Annotated in this window: 14 protein-coding genes; 7 read left to right on the forward strand and 7 right to left on the reverse strand. The window is 69.4% G+C overall.

What is annotated here, in order from left to right; all coding sequences use genetic code 11:
• The first annotated feature begins 55 nt into the window (after positions 1–55).
• A complete protein-coding gene (locus tag ACJ8AT_RS11870; RefSeq protein ID WP_407737801.1) occupies positions 56–484 on the forward strand; it encodes a hypothetical protein in 429 nt (142 codons plus the stop codon).
• A 36-nt stretch (positions 485–520) separates the two neighbouring features.
• Here ACJ8AT_RS11870 and ACJ8AT_RS11875 read toward each other — a convergent pair whose 3' ends face one another.
• Both ACJ8AT_RS11875 and ACJ8AT_RS11880 read right to left on the reverse strand, forming a co-directional pair.
• Positions 521–1,750, reverse strand: coding sequence for a cytochrome P450 (locus ACJ8AT_RS11875; protein WP_407737802.1), 1,230 nt, complete (start codon positions 1,748–1,750; stop codon positions 521–523).
• Between the two features lie 66 nt (positions 1,751–1,816).
• Positions 1,817–3,202, reverse strand: coding sequence for a HEAT repeat domain-containing protein (locus tag ACJ8AT_RS11880; RefSeq protein WP_407737803.1), 1,386 nt, complete (start codon positions 3,200–3,202; stop codon positions 1,817–1,819).
• Between the two features lie 136 nt (positions 3,203–3,338).
• Between ACJ8AT_RS11880 and ACJ8AT_RS11885 the strand changes: the two genes are divergently transcribed.
• The 3 genes from ACJ8AT_RS11885 to ACJ8AT_RS11895 all read left to right on the forward strand — a co-directional run bounded on the left by ACJ8AT_RS11885 (position 3,339) and on the right by ACJ8AT_RS11895 (position 7,416).
• Positions 3,339–4,424 carry an aldo/keto reductase gene (locus tag ACJ8AT_RS11885; RefSeq protein ID WP_407737804.1) on the forward strand — a complete coding sequence of 362 codons (1,086 nt, stop codon included), beginning with the start codon at positions 3,339–3,341 and terminating at the stop codon, positions 4,422–4,424.
• An 81-nt stretch (positions 4,425–4,505) separates the two neighbouring features.
• On the forward strand, positions 4,506–5,672 hold the full coding sequence (locus ACJ8AT_RS11890) for a fatty acid desaturase family protein (protein WP_407737805.1): 1,167 nt from the start codon (positions 4,506–4,508) through the stop codon (positions 5,670–5,672).
• A gap of 121 nt (positions 5,673–5,793) precedes the next feature.
• The gene (locus ACJ8AT_RS11895) at positions 5,794–7,416 is read left to right on the forward strand and encodes an AgmX/PglI C-terminal domain-containing protein (RefSeq protein WP_407737806.1); all 1,623 of its coding nucleotides are present in this window, start codon (positions 5,794–5,796) and stop codon (positions 7,414–7,416) included.
• Between the two features lie 11 nt (positions 7,417–7,427).
• On the opposite strand, the gene pdxA is transcribed toward ACJ8AT_RS11895, so the two are convergent.
• From pdxA to ACJ8AT_RS11920, 5 genes are all read right to left on the reverse strand, one after another.
• The gene (gene pdxA / locus ACJ8AT_RS11900) at positions 7,428–8,411 is read right to left on the reverse strand and encodes a 4-hydroxythreonine-4-phosphate dehydrogenase PdxA (protein WP_407737807.1); all 984 of its coding nucleotides are present in this window, start codon (positions 8,409–8,411) and stop codon (positions 7,428–7,430) included.
• A 2-nt stretch (positions 8,412–8,413) separates the two neighbouring features.
• Positions 8,414–9,382 carry a peptidylprolyl isomerase gene (locus ACJ8AT_RS11905; RefSeq protein WP_407737808.1) on the reverse strand — a complete coding sequence of 323 codons (969 nt, stop codon included), beginning with the start codon at positions 9,380–9,382 and terminating at the stop codon, positions 8,414–8,416.
• Positions 9,383–9,430: 48 nt separating this feature from the next.
• On the reverse strand, positions 9,431–10,429 hold the full coding sequence (locus ACJ8AT_RS11910; protein ID WP_407737809.1) for a peptidyl-prolyl cis-trans isomerase: 999 nt from the start codon (positions 10,427–10,429) through the stop codon (positions 9,431–9,433).
• A gap of 74 nt (positions 10,430–10,503) precedes the next feature.
• Positions 10,504–11,526 carry a peptidylprolyl isomerase gene (locus ACJ8AT_RS11915; RefSeq protein WP_407737810.1) on the reverse strand — a complete coding sequence of 341 codons (1,023 nt, stop codon included), beginning with the start codon at positions 11,524–11,526 and terminating at the stop codon, positions 10,504–10,506.
• A gap of 58 nt (positions 11,527–11,584) precedes the next feature.
• A complete protein-coding gene (locus ACJ8AT_RS11920) occupies positions 11,585–12,604 on the reverse strand; it encodes an alpha/beta hydrolase (protein ID WP_407737811.1) in 1,020 nt (339 codons plus the stop codon).
• 146 nt (positions 12,605–12,750) lie between these two features.
• Here ACJ8AT_RS11920 and ACJ8AT_RS11925 point away from each other — a divergent pair, with 146 nt between their 5' ends.
• The 3 genes from ACJ8AT_RS11925 to ACJ8AT_RS11935 all read left to right on the forward strand — a co-directional run bounded on the left by ACJ8AT_RS11925 (position 12,751) and on the right by ACJ8AT_RS11935 (position 14,839).
• A complete protein-coding gene (locus ACJ8AT_RS11925) occupies positions 12,751–13,071 on the forward strand; it encodes an HPP family protein (RefSeq protein ID WP_407737812.1) in 321 nt (106 codons plus the stop codon).
• Positions 13,072–13,151: 80 nt separating this feature from the next.
• The gene (locus ACJ8AT_RS11930; RefSeq protein WP_407737847.1) at positions 13,152–13,418 is read left to right on the forward strand and encodes a GIY-YIG nuclease family protein; all 267 of its coding nucleotides are present in this window, start codon (positions 13,152–13,154) and stop codon (positions 13,416–13,418) included.
• A 146-nt stretch (positions 13,419–13,564) separates the two neighbouring features.
• Positions 13,565–14,839 carry a sensor histidine kinase gene (locus tag ACJ8AT_RS11935; protein WP_407737813.1) on the forward strand — a complete coding sequence of 425 codons (1,275 nt, stop codon included), beginning with the start codon at positions 13,565–13,567 and terminating at the stop codon, positions 14,837–14,839.
• Positions 14,840–14,912: the final 73 nt, after the last annotated feature.

Genomic DNA, 14,912 nt, shown 5'->3' on the forward strand with positions numbered 1-14,912 from the left:
TCCGACCGCGCGCTGACCCGGCGCGGCACAAACCCAGCAGAGACGAGGAAACTCCATGGATTCAGCGATTGCACAGTCCGCTTCCGCCGTTGCCCCCCAGGGCATCGCCCCCAACCTGTTCGAGCTTCACAACCGGCGCATCTCCGTCAGCTTCTCGGCCACCAGCATCACGGGCCAGCCGCTGATGGACTACAAGGACCGCAACCACGAGGTGCACGCTCGCGGGGATGAGATCCGCGTGGAGAAGACGGAGATCGGCACGCTGGTGACCATCACGCTCGAGCCGGATGCGGACGCGGGCGCGCTCCTGTTCACCCTCGTCATCCCGCGAGCCGTCCTCGCGGCGCCGAGGGTCGAGCAGGCCCTGGCCACCGTGGGCATCTTCACGCGCAGCCGGCTGCCCCCGCGCCTGAACGTCAGCGCCCAGCTCCAGACGTACGACGTGGTGCAGCTGAGCGGCAACGCCTCCTTCATCGTGTCCTGAGCCATCCGCGGGCCCCACCAGCGTCCCTGCCCGGGTTCACCCCAGGGCCACGGGCAGGGACTGGAACCCGCGGAAGGCCACGTTGGCCAGCCGCTCGGGCTCCTGCAGCAGCTTCATCTTCGGGAAGCGGCGCAGCACGGTGCGCAGGGCGATCTGCCCCTCGAGCCGGCCCAGCGCCGCGCCCAGGCAGTAGTGGATGCCGAAGCCAAAGGCGATGTGGCGGTTCTCCTGGCGCCGCAGATCCAGCTGATCCGCGTTGGGGAACTGGCGAGGATCCCGGTTGGCTCCGCCGATCATCAGGAACACCTTCTGGCCCTTGCGCAGCGGCTGCCCGTGCAGCTCGAAGTCCTCGGTGATGACGCGGCTGAGGCGCTGGATGGGGCTCTCGTAGCGGAGGATCTCCTCCACCGAGGTGGCGAGCTGCTCCTCGGAGCTGAGCATGGCCTCGCGCTGCTCCGGGTTCTTCAGCAGCAGGTACAGGCCATTGGTGAGCAGGTGCGTGGTGGTCTCATGGCCGGCGAACAGCACCAGCGAGCACGTGGCCAGCACCTCCTGCTCGGAGAGGAACCGGCCCTGATCCTCGGCGGCCATCATGGTGCTGAGCAGATCGCTGCCCAGGGTGCTGCTCTTGCGGCGCTGGGCGATGAGGCCGCGGAAGTAGTCCTCCAGCTCGACGATGCCGGTGCGCAGCAGGTCCAGCACCTCCGGCGTGTACTTGGTGACGCCGAAGAAGGTGGCGAACGCGTTGGCCCAGGGCCGCAGCTTCAGGCCGTCCTCTCGGGGGATGCCGAGCATGTCGCCGATCACCGCCACGGGCAGCAGGTTGGCCACGTCATGCACCATGTCCATCTTCCCCGCCGCCTCGGCCTGGTCGAGCAGCAGCTCCACCTGCTCCTGGATGCGAGGCCGCAGGTACTCCACCAGCCGTGGAGTGAAGGCCTTGTTCACGAGCGAGCGGATGCGCGTGTGGCTCGGCGGATCAATGAGCAGCGCCCAGGAGCTGAGGCTCTGGACGACGGGCGCCAGCCGCTCCTTGAGCACCGCGGGGAGCATGGCCCCGAAGGCGCTCGCGCGGTCGGAGGAGAGCCGCGGATCCTTGAAGCCCGACTGCACATCCTGGTAGCGCGTGAGGAGCCAGCCTCCCCAACCCTCGCTGAAGTAGGCGGGCGCCTCGTTCCGCAGCCGCTCATAGGTGGGGTAGGGGTCCACCTGGAACTGGCGCGTCATCAGGCCATGGGGATCAGCCACCTCGGGGGTCGCGGACATACGGGCTCCGTGTTGCTCTGGGAGCCTGGAGACTACGACCGTTTCCGGGGAGAGCCCAGCGCTGGCTCACTTCGGCTGGCGCGCGAGCCAGGCCTTCCACTGCTCGGGGTTCTCGTAGCTCTCCCCCGACAGTTTCTGGAGCACTTCGACTGCCGGCTCGCGGTTGATGGGCTGCTGCATGCCGGCCATGGTCACCAATTGCTCGCCGAGCTGCCGGATGAGAGGTGCCTTCTGGGCCTGGAGCTCCTCGGGCTTCAGGTCGTCCAACAGGTAGCTGAGCAGGTAGCAGGCCTTGTTGCGATCCGAGGTCTGCGGCATCGAGAGCGCATCCACCACCGTGGCGATGTCCACGAGCGGGTGGTCCGCCTTCTCCTGGGTGGCGATCATCACGCGCAGCACGTTGTTGCGCACCCCGCCGTCGGGGTCCCGGATGAACGGCACGAGCAGCTGCACGCCCTTCTCAGGAGTGGCGGCGTAGGCCAGCAGGAACGCGGCGGCGGCGCGCTTCTCGCCATCCTCCTCCTCACGCAGCACCTGGACCAGCGCATCCTGCTCCTTGGGGACCTTCTCCACGAACACCGGCTCGTAGTGCGCCAGCGCGGGGTGGCCGAAGCCGAAGAAGCAGTTGGCGACGCGGCAGGTGGCCTGTGTCTCCATGTCGATCTGCCCCTTGCGCATGAGCTGCTCGGCGTGGCTTTCGTAGTCCCGCCACTGGGCGACGAGGCCCTCGGGATCCGCCGGGTGCCCCGAGGGCGCGGGCAGGAACCTCAGCCGCTGCGTGTCCTCGGCGTCCACGAGATCGACGGTGAGGAAGGCCTTGCCGGCATTCTCGCTCGCGAAGAAGTAGATGAACGAGAGCTGCGCGAAGGCCAGGTTGTACTGCTTCTTCAGCGCCGCCTCCTTCTGGTGGAAGAGGGCGAAGCTGTGCACCAGGGGCTTTCCCAGCTCGAGCCCGAGCTGGCGGCGGACGGCCTCGGGGTCGGCGCGGCGTGAGCCGTACACGTCAATCCCCGAGAGCACTCCCACGGGCATCGGCGGGTTCGGCGCCTTCGCCAGGTTGGCCTTGGCGCCCGCGAGCACCTCGTCCCAGCCCGTCACCGTGTGGAGCGAGGACAAATCTGGATCGAACTGGAAGGTGTCCGGATCGTAGTAGCCGCTCTGGACCGAGCGCTTCAGCAGCTCGATGGCCTGAGGCGCCTCGCCTCGCAGCGCGGTGCACCTCGCGGCGTCATAGAAGGACTCGGCGCGGGAGTCCGCATCGGCGCTGGCCTCGGCTGCCTGGCGGAACTGTTCGGCGCAAGTGGGGAAGTCCAGCGCGCGATAGGACTTCTCGGCCTGGGCCGACAGCTCCTGCGCGCGCGCGGCCTGCCGCGGCCCCGGCTCGGCCTTCTCAGGGGAGTGGGCACACCCCGCTCCCAACACGACCAGAACTGCTCCCAGCGCAAGCCTCATCCCGGCTCCTCATGAGTTGTGCACCTATCTGACGCAAGCGGAGCGCTCGATTCAACTTCTGGCTTCGGTAAGGTGGCGGGCGCTTCTGGAGCACGCTAGCGATCTGCGCCCCTCAACCCCATCCCAGGGAGTTCCCATGTCTCTCAATAGTTATGTCACCCTCGGCCGCTCCGGCCTGCGTGTCAGCCCCTTCTGCCTCGGGGCGATGACGTTCGGCGAGGAGCTCGGTTGGGGCAGCAGTGTCGAGGCCTCCAACGCCATCATGGATCGCTTCATCGAGCGCGGGGGCAACTTCATCGACACCGCGAACGCTTACACGCTGGGGCACTCGGAGAAGATCATCGGCGACCACCTGGGCAAGACGCCGAGCAAGCGCCACCGCGTGGTCATCGCCACCAAGTTCTACACCAACCTCTTCCCGGGTGATCCCAACGGTGGCGGCGCGGGGCGCAAGTCCCTGATGGCCGCGTGCGAGGAGTCCCTGCGCCGGCTGCAGACGGACTACATCGATCTGTACTGGATGCATGCGATGGACATGCACACGCCCATCGAGGAGACGATGCGTGCGCTGGATGATCTGGTGCGGGCGGGCAAGGTCCGCTACCTCGGCTTCTCGGACACGCCGGCGTGGAAGGTGGCGCAGGCCCAGCTGCTGGCGGGCTTCAAGGGCTGGTCACCGCTGGTGGCGCTGCAGATCGAATACTCGCTGATGGAGCGCACGGTAGAGGGGGAGCTGGTCCCCATGGCGCGCGAGCTGGGGCTGGGCATCACCCCGTGGTCGCCGCTCAAGAGCGGAGTGCTCAGCGGCAAGTACACGCGCGAGAACGCGGGCAAGGTGAAGGCGGACCGCGGCGTCAGGGTGGAGGGCGTGCTGGGCGAGAAGGCCTACTCCATCATCGACGTGCTGCAGAAGGTGGCGAAGGAGCAGAACACCACCGTGGCCCGCGTGGCGCTGGCGTGGGTGCAGAACCGGCCGGGCGTGACGTCCACCATCATCGGCGCGCGCACCCTGGAGCAGCTCGACAACAACCTGGGCGCGCTGGAAGTGAAGCTGACGCCGCAGCAAGTGGCGGCCCTGGACGAGCCCTCCAAGCCGGTGCTCGGCTTCCCCGCCGCTTTCATGCAGAGCGCGCCGGTGTTCATGCACGGCGGCATGACCGTCAACGGTGTCGCCGCCCCGCCCTCCCCGCTGGCGCCCAAGTCCGACAAGGATCGCTGGTAGGGAAGTTTCAACAGCACCCAGACGTGAAGGCGAAGAACGCTGGTAGGCTTCACGGCGCACCCTCGGCCCGAGCACCCCAGCATGTCTCTTGCGCACCGCGTCTTTGAGCCGTCCACCGTGGATGTCGAGTCCTTCCAGCGTGAGCTGAAGGCGCTGCGCGAGGAGATGGATGCCTCGCTCGGGGAAGCAGACGCGGCGCACCTGCGCAAGATCGAGCGCTGGGGGCGGCTGGCCACGCTGCTGGGAGTGGCCACGTGCTGGCTGGCTCCCAACCCGCTGAGCGCCGCGGCGCTAAGCCTGGGGCGCTCGACGCGGTGGCTGCTCATGCACCACGTGGGGCACCGGGGGTATGACCGGGTGCCGGGCATGCCCGTGTCGCGCACGGGCAAGGGCTTCGCGCGAGGCGGGCGCCGCTTCCTGGACTGGCTGGACTGGATGCTGCCGGACGCGTGGATCTTCGAGCACAACGTGCTGCACCACTCGCACACGGGCGAGGAGGCGGATCCGGATCTGCTCGAGCGCAACGCCGAGGGCACGCTGCGAGACACGCGCCGTCCGCTGGCGCTGCGCTATGTGCTCCTGGGGCTGCTCGCGCTGACGTGGCGGGCCAGCTACTACGCGCCGGAGACGCTGAGCGCGCTGCGCCGCAAGGGCCGCCGGGAGGGCTCATCACTCACGCGGGCCGAGCGGTGGGAGTTGGTGACGAAGTGCTATGTGCCCTACGCCGCGTTCCACTTCCTGCTCTTGCCGGCGGTGTTCCTGCCGCTGGGCCTGTGGGCGGCGTTCAGCGTGCTGTGCAACTCGGTGCTGGCGGATGTGCTCACGAGCCTGCACACCTTCCTCGTGGTGGGGCCCAACCACACGGGCGAGGATCTGTATCGCTTCGACGGGCCGCCCGAGAGCCGGGGTGCGCGCTACGTGCAGCAGGTGGTGGGGAGCGCGAACTACCGCACGGGCGGAGACCTGAACGACTTCGCGCACCTGTGGCTGAACTACCAGATCGAACACCACCTGTGGCCGGACCTGCCGATGCTGAAGTACCGCGAGGTCCAGCCGAAGGTGCGGGCGCTGTGTGAGAAGTACGGAGTGCCCTACGTCCAGGAGAGCGTCTGGACGCGGGTGCGGAAGATGGTGGACGTGGTGCTGGGGAAGACCTCCATGCGCCGGCTCGCGCCCGGGCAAGCAGTGTCCGTGCCGAACGGTAGTCCCAGCGGTACTGCGCGGCACTGGACGCTCCAGGAGGACTGATCCAAAAGCTCCAGTGGCGCCTCACTCGCGCGTTCTTACTTTTGCCCGGCTTTTCCAGGGTCGGGGCCAGTACAGGTCGTGGGGGTGGGGTGTGGTCGAGAATCAGACGGAATCTGGAGCTTTGTCCTCCGTTCAGGGCGCGAAGTGGAAGGCCCAGCCGGGCAGCGGCGTCCAACGGGAGATGGAAGAAGCACTCGACACCGAGCTGGATGCCTACCTGGATCGCGAGCTGTCCGTTCAGCCCGATCCAGCGCTGAAGCCTTCGCCAGCGGCGGAGAAGTCCGCGGAGCGTCTACAGAGCGTGCTCTCGATGGCCGCCGAGGAGGAGCAGTGGCTACGCACGCTGCCGCCTCCGGAGGCTCCCGCGGAGAGCGCGATCGAGCTCGAAGCAGGGGAGTGTCCAATCCCCGCGCACCTGAAGCCGAAGCCGGCTCCGGAGGTGGAGCTCGCCCCGCCCGCCGAGGCGCTCCGCCCGGAGACCTCGTGGGTTGCGCCGCCTGCTCCGTTGCCGGGGTTGGCCGCGGTGCCGTACCTGTCGCAGCCTGGGCAGCTCCTTCCCGTGGCTCTTGTTCCGGCTCCCGCCGCTCCCAATCGCACGCTGTGGGTCGTGAGCGGCGTCCTGGTGGGCGTGAGCACCGCGAGCCTCCTCGTGGTTGGGATGCTCTGGATGGTGCGCAACAGCCTGCCTGATCGGACGCAGGTGGCGGCTGCGTACATGCCCGCGGGTAGCGTCACCGCCGTGCAGCCTCCACCGTCGGCACCAGCTCCCGAGCCTGTGCTCTCCGTGAAGGACTCGCCGCGCTCGCGGCCGCCGGAGCCGCTCGTGGCGGACTGGCATGCAACGACGGAAGGGGCCACGAGTGCGCTGCCAGGACCCGTGGTGCCCGGGCGCCTGAGCGCTTCGCGCGAGCCGCCGCCTGCTCCCGCCGCGCCCACAGCGAACCCGGAGCCCCAGGCAGCGCCGACACCTGGAACCATCGTTCAGGCCGCGGCGAGTGCGGAGCCCAAGGCCGTGGCAGAGCCTGTGGCCATCGCTCGCGCCGCGCAGCAGCCGTCGCGGCCAGTGGAGGCCACGGGCGGCAAGGCGCCTGCGGTGACTCGCAGCTCGGAGCCCCTGGTGGCGAGCACGAAGGCGGAGACCGTCAAGCCACGCGAGACGGCCCAGGCCCGTCGAGCCCCTGCCACCCAGGAGCGTCAGGCGCGTCGTGATCTCGAGGATCCGCCTCTTGAGGACACGCAGGAAGAGACACCGTTCATGCAGCCGCCACCGGTAGCTCCCGCGCCAGTGGCGAAGGCCGAGCCGCCGCCGGCCGCTCCGCCCGAGACGAGCGAGTACGACGAGTTCGACAAGGAGTTCGCTCGGAAGCTGGGCTTCACGGGCAAGCCTGTCCAGAAGGCGCCCGAGTCGAAGGGAGTGAAGTCGGTGTGGATCCCCCCGGCTCCCGGCGAGACCATTCAGGAGAGCCTCACGCCGGAGGACATCCAGAAGGTGGTGGTCACCAATCAGCCGGCCATCACCTCGTGCATCCGGCGGAACAAGGACGCCATCCCAGGCTTGAGCGGCGGCAAGTTCATGATGCGGTGGTTCGTCTCCCCGGACGGCTCCACGTATGGAGTCGCCATGGAGACCCAGGCGCTGCGCGGCACGGCGTTGGCCACTTGCATCGAGGGGCTGGTGAAGGACTGGAAGTTCCCGAAGCACCAGAACCAGATGGGGCCCATCCGCTTCCCGTTCATCTTCTGATACGGGGCGCCCTACCGGCGAGCAGCGCGGGCCCGCGCCAGCTGCGCGGCCTTGAGCAGCGCCTCGGCCATGGGCCCGGGGCTGGCCTGGCCGGTGCCCGCCAGCGAGTACGCGGTGCCGTGATCCGGAGAGGTGCGCGGCACCGGCAGCCCCAGCGTCACGTTCACCGTGCGCTCGAAGTCCAGCGCCTTGGCCGGGATGAGCCCCTGGTCGTGGTACATCGCCAGCACCGCGTCGTAGGGGATGTCATCCGGCTTGGAGAAGAGCCCATCCGCCGCCAGCGGCCCGTGCGCATCCACCCGCGCCGCCCGCGCCCGTTTGATGGCCGGGGAGATGATCTCCACCTCTTCGCTGCCCAGCAGCCCGCCCTCGCCCGCGTGGGGATTGAGGCTCAGCACCGCGATGCGCGGCCGGCGCCCCAGCACGGCCTTCAGCTCCCGGGACAGCAGCGCGAGCTGCTCGACGAGCTTCTCCACCGTGAGCAGCTTCGGCAGCGCGGACACGGGCACGTGGTTGGTGGCCAGCGCCACGCGCACCCGCGGCCCGTCCATCAACATCATCACCTCCACGCCGAAGGCCTCCGCCAGCACCTCCGTGTGGCCCATGAACGGAATGCCCGCGCGGGAGATCTGCTCCTTGGACACCGGCGCCGTGCACAGCGCGTCCACGAGCCCCGCTCGCGCCGCCTCGATGGCCGCCGTCACGTAGGAGTACTGCGCCTTGCCTCCCGCACGCGTCGGCTTGCCGGGCTGGCGATCCCTCTCCGCCAGCGTCGTCACCGCGCACACCGTGGGGCCCGCGGCCCGGCCGAGTGTCTCCGGCGTGGCTTGCGCGTACCGCTTGAACACCGGGAAGCGCGCCAGCGTGGGCCCATCCCCGAACACCACCGGCACCAGGGCCTTGCGCACCCGAGGCAACGCCAGCGCCGCCGCCGTCACCTCCGGCCCGATGCCGGACACGTCCCCCAGGGAGATGCCCACGATGGGCGCGCGCATACCTAGAGCTTCACCTCGATGGAGGCCTTCTTCTTCAGCTCCTGCACGTACTGCTCGACGAACTTCTCCGTCTTCTGCTGCCGCAGCTGCGCCTCGAGCTTCGGCCTCATCTCCTCGTACGGCGTGACGCCCACCGCGCGCTTCTCCTCCACCTTCAGCACGTGCCAGCCGAAGTTGGTGCGGATGGGATCGCTCACCTCGCCCACCTTCAGAGAGAACGCCGCCTTCTCGAACGCCGGCACCATCACCCCGCGGCGGAAGAAGCCCAGGTCTCCCCCATCCTCCTTGCTCGGGCCCTCGCTGCGCGCCTTCGCCAGCGACGCGAAGTCCATCCCCGGCCGGCGCGCCTCCTGGGCGATGGCCTCCGCCTTCTTGCGCGCCGCCTCCACCTGCTCCGGCGTCGCCTTTGGATCCACCGCTACCAGGATGTGGCGCGCGTGGACCTCCGCCTCGTCGCCCTCCAGCTTCGCGTATTGCGCGTAGGCCGCCTTCAGGTCCTCCTCGGAGATCTTCACCTTGGCCGCCACCTTCATCTGCATCAGCCGGCCCCGGACGATCTGCTTGCCGAGGAACTCCTTGTAGGTCTTCATCGTGTAACCCTCGCGCGCCAGCAGCTGCTCGAACTGCGCGGGGTCCGTGATGTTGTTCTGCTTCTGCACGTCCGCCATCGCCTCGTCCACCTCGGCGGGCGTGACGGTCAGCCCCAGCTCCTTGACCTCCGCCTCCACCAGCTTCTCGGCGATGAGCGTGTCCAGCGCCTCCTTGAGGATCTGGTTGCGCTGCTCACTGCGCTTGCGCGGATCCCGCTCGCCCGCCAGCCGCGCCAGCTCGGGCGCCGCCCGCTGCTGCACCTCGGACAGCGCGATGACGTCGCGGTTCACCACCGCGGCCACCTTGTCCACCAGCTCCGCACGCGCCAGCCCGCCCACCAGGAGCGCCACCGCCGCGATGATTCCCAGCCACGTCTTCATCTCGTCCCTCACGCTGGCCCCGAGCCCGGCTCGGAGCGCGAAACCGTTCTACTTCGCTACCGTCGTCTGCGGCGGCGCGGGGCGCCCGCGGATCGCCTGCAGCGCCGACTCGTTCACCCAGATCTTCGCCTTGCCCTGAAGCTCCTTCTCGAAGGCCTCCTGCGCCTCGGCCTGCTTGAGCTTCACCATCCGCGCCTCCACCTGCCCGCGCACCTCGGCGAAGTCCCGCTTCTTCGCCGGCTTGAACTCGATGACCTTGAACAGGTGGTAGCCATACTCCGTGGACACCACGTCCGACACCTGCCCGGGCTTCATGTTGAAGACCACCTCGTCGAACGCCGGCGGCATCTGCCCTCGCGGGAAGAAGCCCAGGTCTCCGCCCACCTTGGCGTCCGCGCTCAACGAGTAGCGGCGCGCCAGGTCCGCGAACTTCTTCCCGGCCTTCAGCTGCGCCTGCACCCGCTTGGCCTCGTCCAGCCCCTTGACGACGAGCTGCGCGGCGTGGACCTGCTCGGGCTCCTGGAACTCCGCCTCGTGCGCCGCGTAGTACGCGCGCAGGTCCTCCTCCGTCACGCCCACGCGCGTGTAGACCGTCTGCGAGAAGAGCTTCTCGATGATGAGGCGCTGGGACTCGCGCGCGCGCAGCTCCGACAGCGAGAGCTGCCCCTCCGCCAGCGCGTTGCTGAAGCCGTCCGTGGGGTAGTCGCCCGTCAGCCGCAGCATCTGCCGGTCCACCTCCTCCGGCGTGACGGTGATGTTCTGCACCTTGGCCTCCTGGAGCAGCATCATCCGCTTCACCAGCGTGTCCACCAGGGCGCGCTTGAAGGGTTCAATCTCCTCCGGCGTGCGCTCTGGAGCCTCGGCGGAGGCCAGCTCGCGAGACAGCTCCTGCTCGAACTCGGCGCGGCTGAGCACCTCGCCGTTCACCGTGGCCACCACGTTCGGGTCGGGCTCCTGGAGATCAGGCTTGTGGCAGCCCGCCGCGCCCAGGGCGCCGAGCGCCAGAGCGAGGAGGAGGGAAGCGGTGCGGGTGGGAAAGAGGCGCATGCAGACTTTCCTCTACGAAGGACTCGAGAGAAGGGCAACCGTGCCGCCTGCCCCAGCGCCTGGCAAGGTGGCCTTCATGGAACCGTTCCCCCGGAGGCAAAGGGAGCCGGCACCGTGCCGGGCAGAGGGCCTGAGGGCGCGCGCATGGGGGCCGCCACCTCCACGGTGACTCGGGAGATCGCCGCGTCATCCATGGAAAGTTGTTGCCGCTGGGCCAGCGTGTCGAGGAAGTCCGCCCAGGCCCGGGTCTGCTTCTCGCTGCGCAGCCGCTCGGCGAGTGAATCGCGCACTTCGTCCAGGGAGAGGTTCACCGCGGGCAGCCGCCCCTGGAGCTTGAGGAGGTGGAAGCCCTGCTCCGTCTGCACGGGGCCGGCGAGGGCGCCGGGCTCCGTCAGCCCGCGTGTGGCCTCGAGCACCTCGGGGCCGTACGTCCGGGCGAGCGCCTCCTCTGAGAGGAAGCGCATGTCCCCCTCCAGCGGCTGGGTCCGAGGCTCCTCGCTCTGCTCGCGCGCCAGCTTCCGGAAGGTGTCGAAGTCCGCCGGGGGCAGGGCGCGCAGCTGCTTCATCAGCGCCTCGGCCTTGGCGCGAGCGGTGGCCACCTTCACGGCATCTGCTCGCGGAGCCGCCAGGAAGATGTGCGAGAGGCGGACCTGGGCTGGCCGTGAGAAGTCCGCCTTCTGGCGGGCGTAGGCCTCGGCCACCTCGGCGTCCGTGACGGTGACGGGGTTCTGCTCCAGCTGCTGGCGCATCAGCCGGTTCACCAGCGCGCGCTTGAAGCTGGCCTGCACCTCGGGGTCATCCTGCAGGCCGCGGGCAATGGCCTCGCGCGCCAGCAGCTCGAAGCGGGCCACGCTCTCCACGTACTCGCGCTTCGCCTCGGGCGTCTGGTAGCGCTCGCGCAGGGCGGGGCTCATCTCCAGGAGGCGCTGCTCCAGGGCCTCGGCGGTGAGCCCGTCCCCCTGCCAGCGCGCCACCCACGTGCCGCCCTCCCGCCGCGTGTTGCGCACGTCCACCACGGCGCGCCCGGGCGCCGGAGCGCGCTCGCACGCCGCGAGCATCAGCGAGAGCAGTAGCAGGGAACGGGAGGGGGCGGACATGGAGACGGGCGCTCGGGCTAGCACGGCGAGCGGGCCTGAACAACCGGCAGCCGCTGGCTCAGACACGGCTCGCGTGCGCGGAGAGGAACGTCTCCACCAGCGGGAAGATTTCGTCCGGCGCGCGGCGGCCGAGCACCAGGTCCGCATGCCCGTAGTCCGCCGCGAACCCGTGGGCCTTGCCCGCGATGACCAGCTTCACCGGCCCCCCAAGGTGCTCCTTGGCCCGAGCCACCGCCAGCGGCGGGGCCAGCAAGTCCCGGCTGCCCGCCATCAGCAGGAAGGGCCGGCGGATCTCCGAGAGCGGCACCCGGTAGTCGAAGCTCCCGTCATAGGAGGTGAAGGCGTGGGTGTCGATCCACCGGGCGAACTGCCGCACCACGCCCCCGGCCAGGTCCGCCGGCACGTTGGCCAGGGCCCTTCGCACCACGTCGGGATCCATGTTGTCGGCCAGCATCATGTAGCGCGTCATCGGCCCCGGCGGCGCGCCGAGCAGGGCGATGCTGGTGATGCGCCGCGTGGGGATGCTCTTGAGCCGCAGCAGCGGCTCAATCCGGCGCATGAACACGCGCAGGCCCGGCTGCACCGCGAAGGTGAACGGGCTGCCCAGCGTCACCGCCGCGCGCACCGGCGCGTCCGGGTTGCGGGCCAGGTGGCCATAGAGCAGGAGCCCGCCCTTGGAGTGTCCCACCCAGAGCACCTCCTTGGAGCCCGAGGCCACCACGGTGCGCAGCGCCGCGCGCACGTCGTGCTCGGCCTGATCATCAAAGGTGAAGTCCGAGGCCGGCCCCGCCAACCCCCGCCCGCGCAGCTCCATCACCCACGTCTCGAAGCCGGCGCGCGCCAGGTACCGGGCCAGGCTGTAGCGCTCGTCGAAGTCCATGTGGAAGCGGTTGGCGCCCAGCCCATGACAGAGGATGACGGGCTCGGCGTACCGGCGCTCGCCGCGTGCGTGGTAGCGCCCCAGGGCAATGCCCGCCCCGTCATCCGTGGGCACCCGGTACAGCTCGTCCGGCCGGAACGGCAGGGTCAGCAGCCCTTCGCCGCCTCGGTTGACCGCCCGGGAGAAGAGGTCCGCCATGCGGACCAGCCTCGGCGCTTGGATTCGCCTCACACCGGGAGCTTATGGCCTGGCACGTCGGATGCCGTGTCGAAAAGTGAGCAACTTATTTGGTCGGCAGGCCGGTTGCAGTACTCCCCCTCGGCTAAGGCTTTGGAGGCTTTGAGATGCAGCAGCAGGGGATGAACGAGGAAACGGCAGCGTCGAAGGGTGTCACCGTTTTGCCCACAGACACGCTCTTGTGTGTCCTCAGGGTCATGAACGAGCACCAGGTACGGCTTCTTCCTGTCGTGGAAGAGACGGGAACGCTCCTGGGGCTGATCAGCGAGGCTCACATTCTCGAAGCTTGGGAGGAGGATCCGCTGCGGCTCGTCTGCGAGGTGATGGCCGAGTGCGGCCCGCCCGCGGAAGACGACGAGCCCGAGGAGGGAATGCGCTTGCCCCTGATGGTGGCGTATGAGTGCGGCGAGCAGGCTTACGGCAACTGAGCGGCGGTGGCGCTGGAGCCCTGGGGCGTTGCGCTAGAGTCGCGCGCGTGCCGGACGCCTCTCGCGGTTGGACCGTCTACATGCTGCGCTGCCGGGATGGGACGCTCTATACGGGCGCCACCAACGACTTGGAGCGCCGGCTGGCCACGCACGGGCGAGGCAAGGGCGCCGCGTACACCCGGGCTCGGCTGCCGGTGACGCTGGTGTGGAGCGAGCCCGCCGAGGACCGAAGCGCGGCCCTGCGCCGGGAGGCCGCCCTCAAGCGCCTGTCCCGCGGCGAGAAGCTGCAGCTGATCGCTCCTCCCCCGCGCGGACGCGGAAGGGCCCGCGGCGCTCCCCGGGCGTGAGCCGCTGCCTGGGAGCCTGGGGGCCTGCGCTGGGTTGGCCGCTTGGCGTCCATACAACTGTGATTCCGGGTACTTGACGGTCTTCGGTAATCCATGAGATTGGATTTTGACCGTATTGCTGAAATCAGCGGGAAGTGAGCTTTCTCTTGGATCCAGCCCTCCGGCAGAAGCAGCAGGCGGTGCTGTGGATGGCCGCCTTGAGCCTGCCGTTCTGGGTGATTGACGTGCTGGCCGCGCACCCGCGCCTGCCCTGGGACACGCTGGCCATCCGCGCCGGCTGGATGGTGCTGACGATCGCCTGCTTCGGGCTGCTGCAGCGCTTCGTGCCGGGCCGCCGGGGCACGGTGGGCTGGTTCGTCACCGGGGTGCTGCTGCCCAACCTCGCCCTGGCGCTCATCATCTGGCGGCTGGGCGGCAGTCAGAGCCCGGTGTTCGCGTGGCTGTGCGCGCTGCCGTTGATGGGCATGTCCCTGTCCATGGGGGTGATGCACCGTTCGGTGCTGAGCGCGGCGGCCAGCCTCGTGACGGGGCTCACGCTGCTGCTGCTGGAGGAGCGCCCGGCCTCCATCGTCGCGGAGTGGGGGCTGCTGATCGCCGCGTCGGGGATGGTGGCGGTGCAGGCCTCGGCCTTCTACGCGCGGATGAAGAAGGCGCGAGTGGAGGCGGAGACCCACCACCGCAAGGCGCAGGAGGCGCTGGCCGCCACGCAGACGCGGGCCCAGGAGTCGGATCGGCTGGCGCAGGTGGGGCGGCTGGCGGCGGGCGTGGCGCACGAGGTGAACAACCCGCTGGCCTTCATCCAGGCCAACCTGCGCTTCCTGCTGGAGGAGCTGCCGCGCGAGGGCCACTCCGTGAGCGACTGTCTGGAGGCCCTCCAGGAGACGCAAGCGGGCGTGGAGCGCATCCAGCAGATCGTCCAGGATCTCACGCGGCTGGCGCGTGGCGCTCCGGACACCGAGCCGCGCCAGGTGGGGAGCTGCCCGCTGCCCAACGTGATCGAGGAGAGCATGCGGCTGGCCTCGGTGCGGCTGAAGAAGCTGGCGGTGGAGGTGGAGGTGCCCTCGGAGACGCCCATGGTGAGGGCCGATGCGCGGCGGCTGGGGCAGGTGCTGCTCAACCTGCTGCTCAACGCGGCGGACGCGCTGGAGGAGTCGCGAGTGTCAGGCCCGTGGGTGGCGCTCAAGGTCCAGGCGCAGGCGCAGCGGGTGTACCTGGTGCTGGAGGACAACGGGCCCGGCTTCGCGCCCGAGCACCTCCAGCGGCTGTTCACCCCCTTCTTCACCACCAAGGCGCAGGGCAAGGGCACGGGGCTGGGGCTGGCGCTCTCGCGCGAGTACGTGGAGGGCTTCGGCGGCTCGCTGCGCGCGGAGAACCGCCCGGAGGGTGGGGCGCGCTTCACCGTGGAGTTGCTCTCGGCCTGACACCCCCGACGCCCGGCCGATGCGAGTGTGGGGGGGAGCGGCTAACGTGCGGCCCATTCTGAATGTCTGAACG

The sequence above is a fragment of the Hyalangium sp. genome (genome assembly GCF_045802625.1).
Taxonomy (GTDB): Bacteria; Myxococcota; Myxococcia; order Myxococcales; family Myxococcaceae; genus Hyalangium.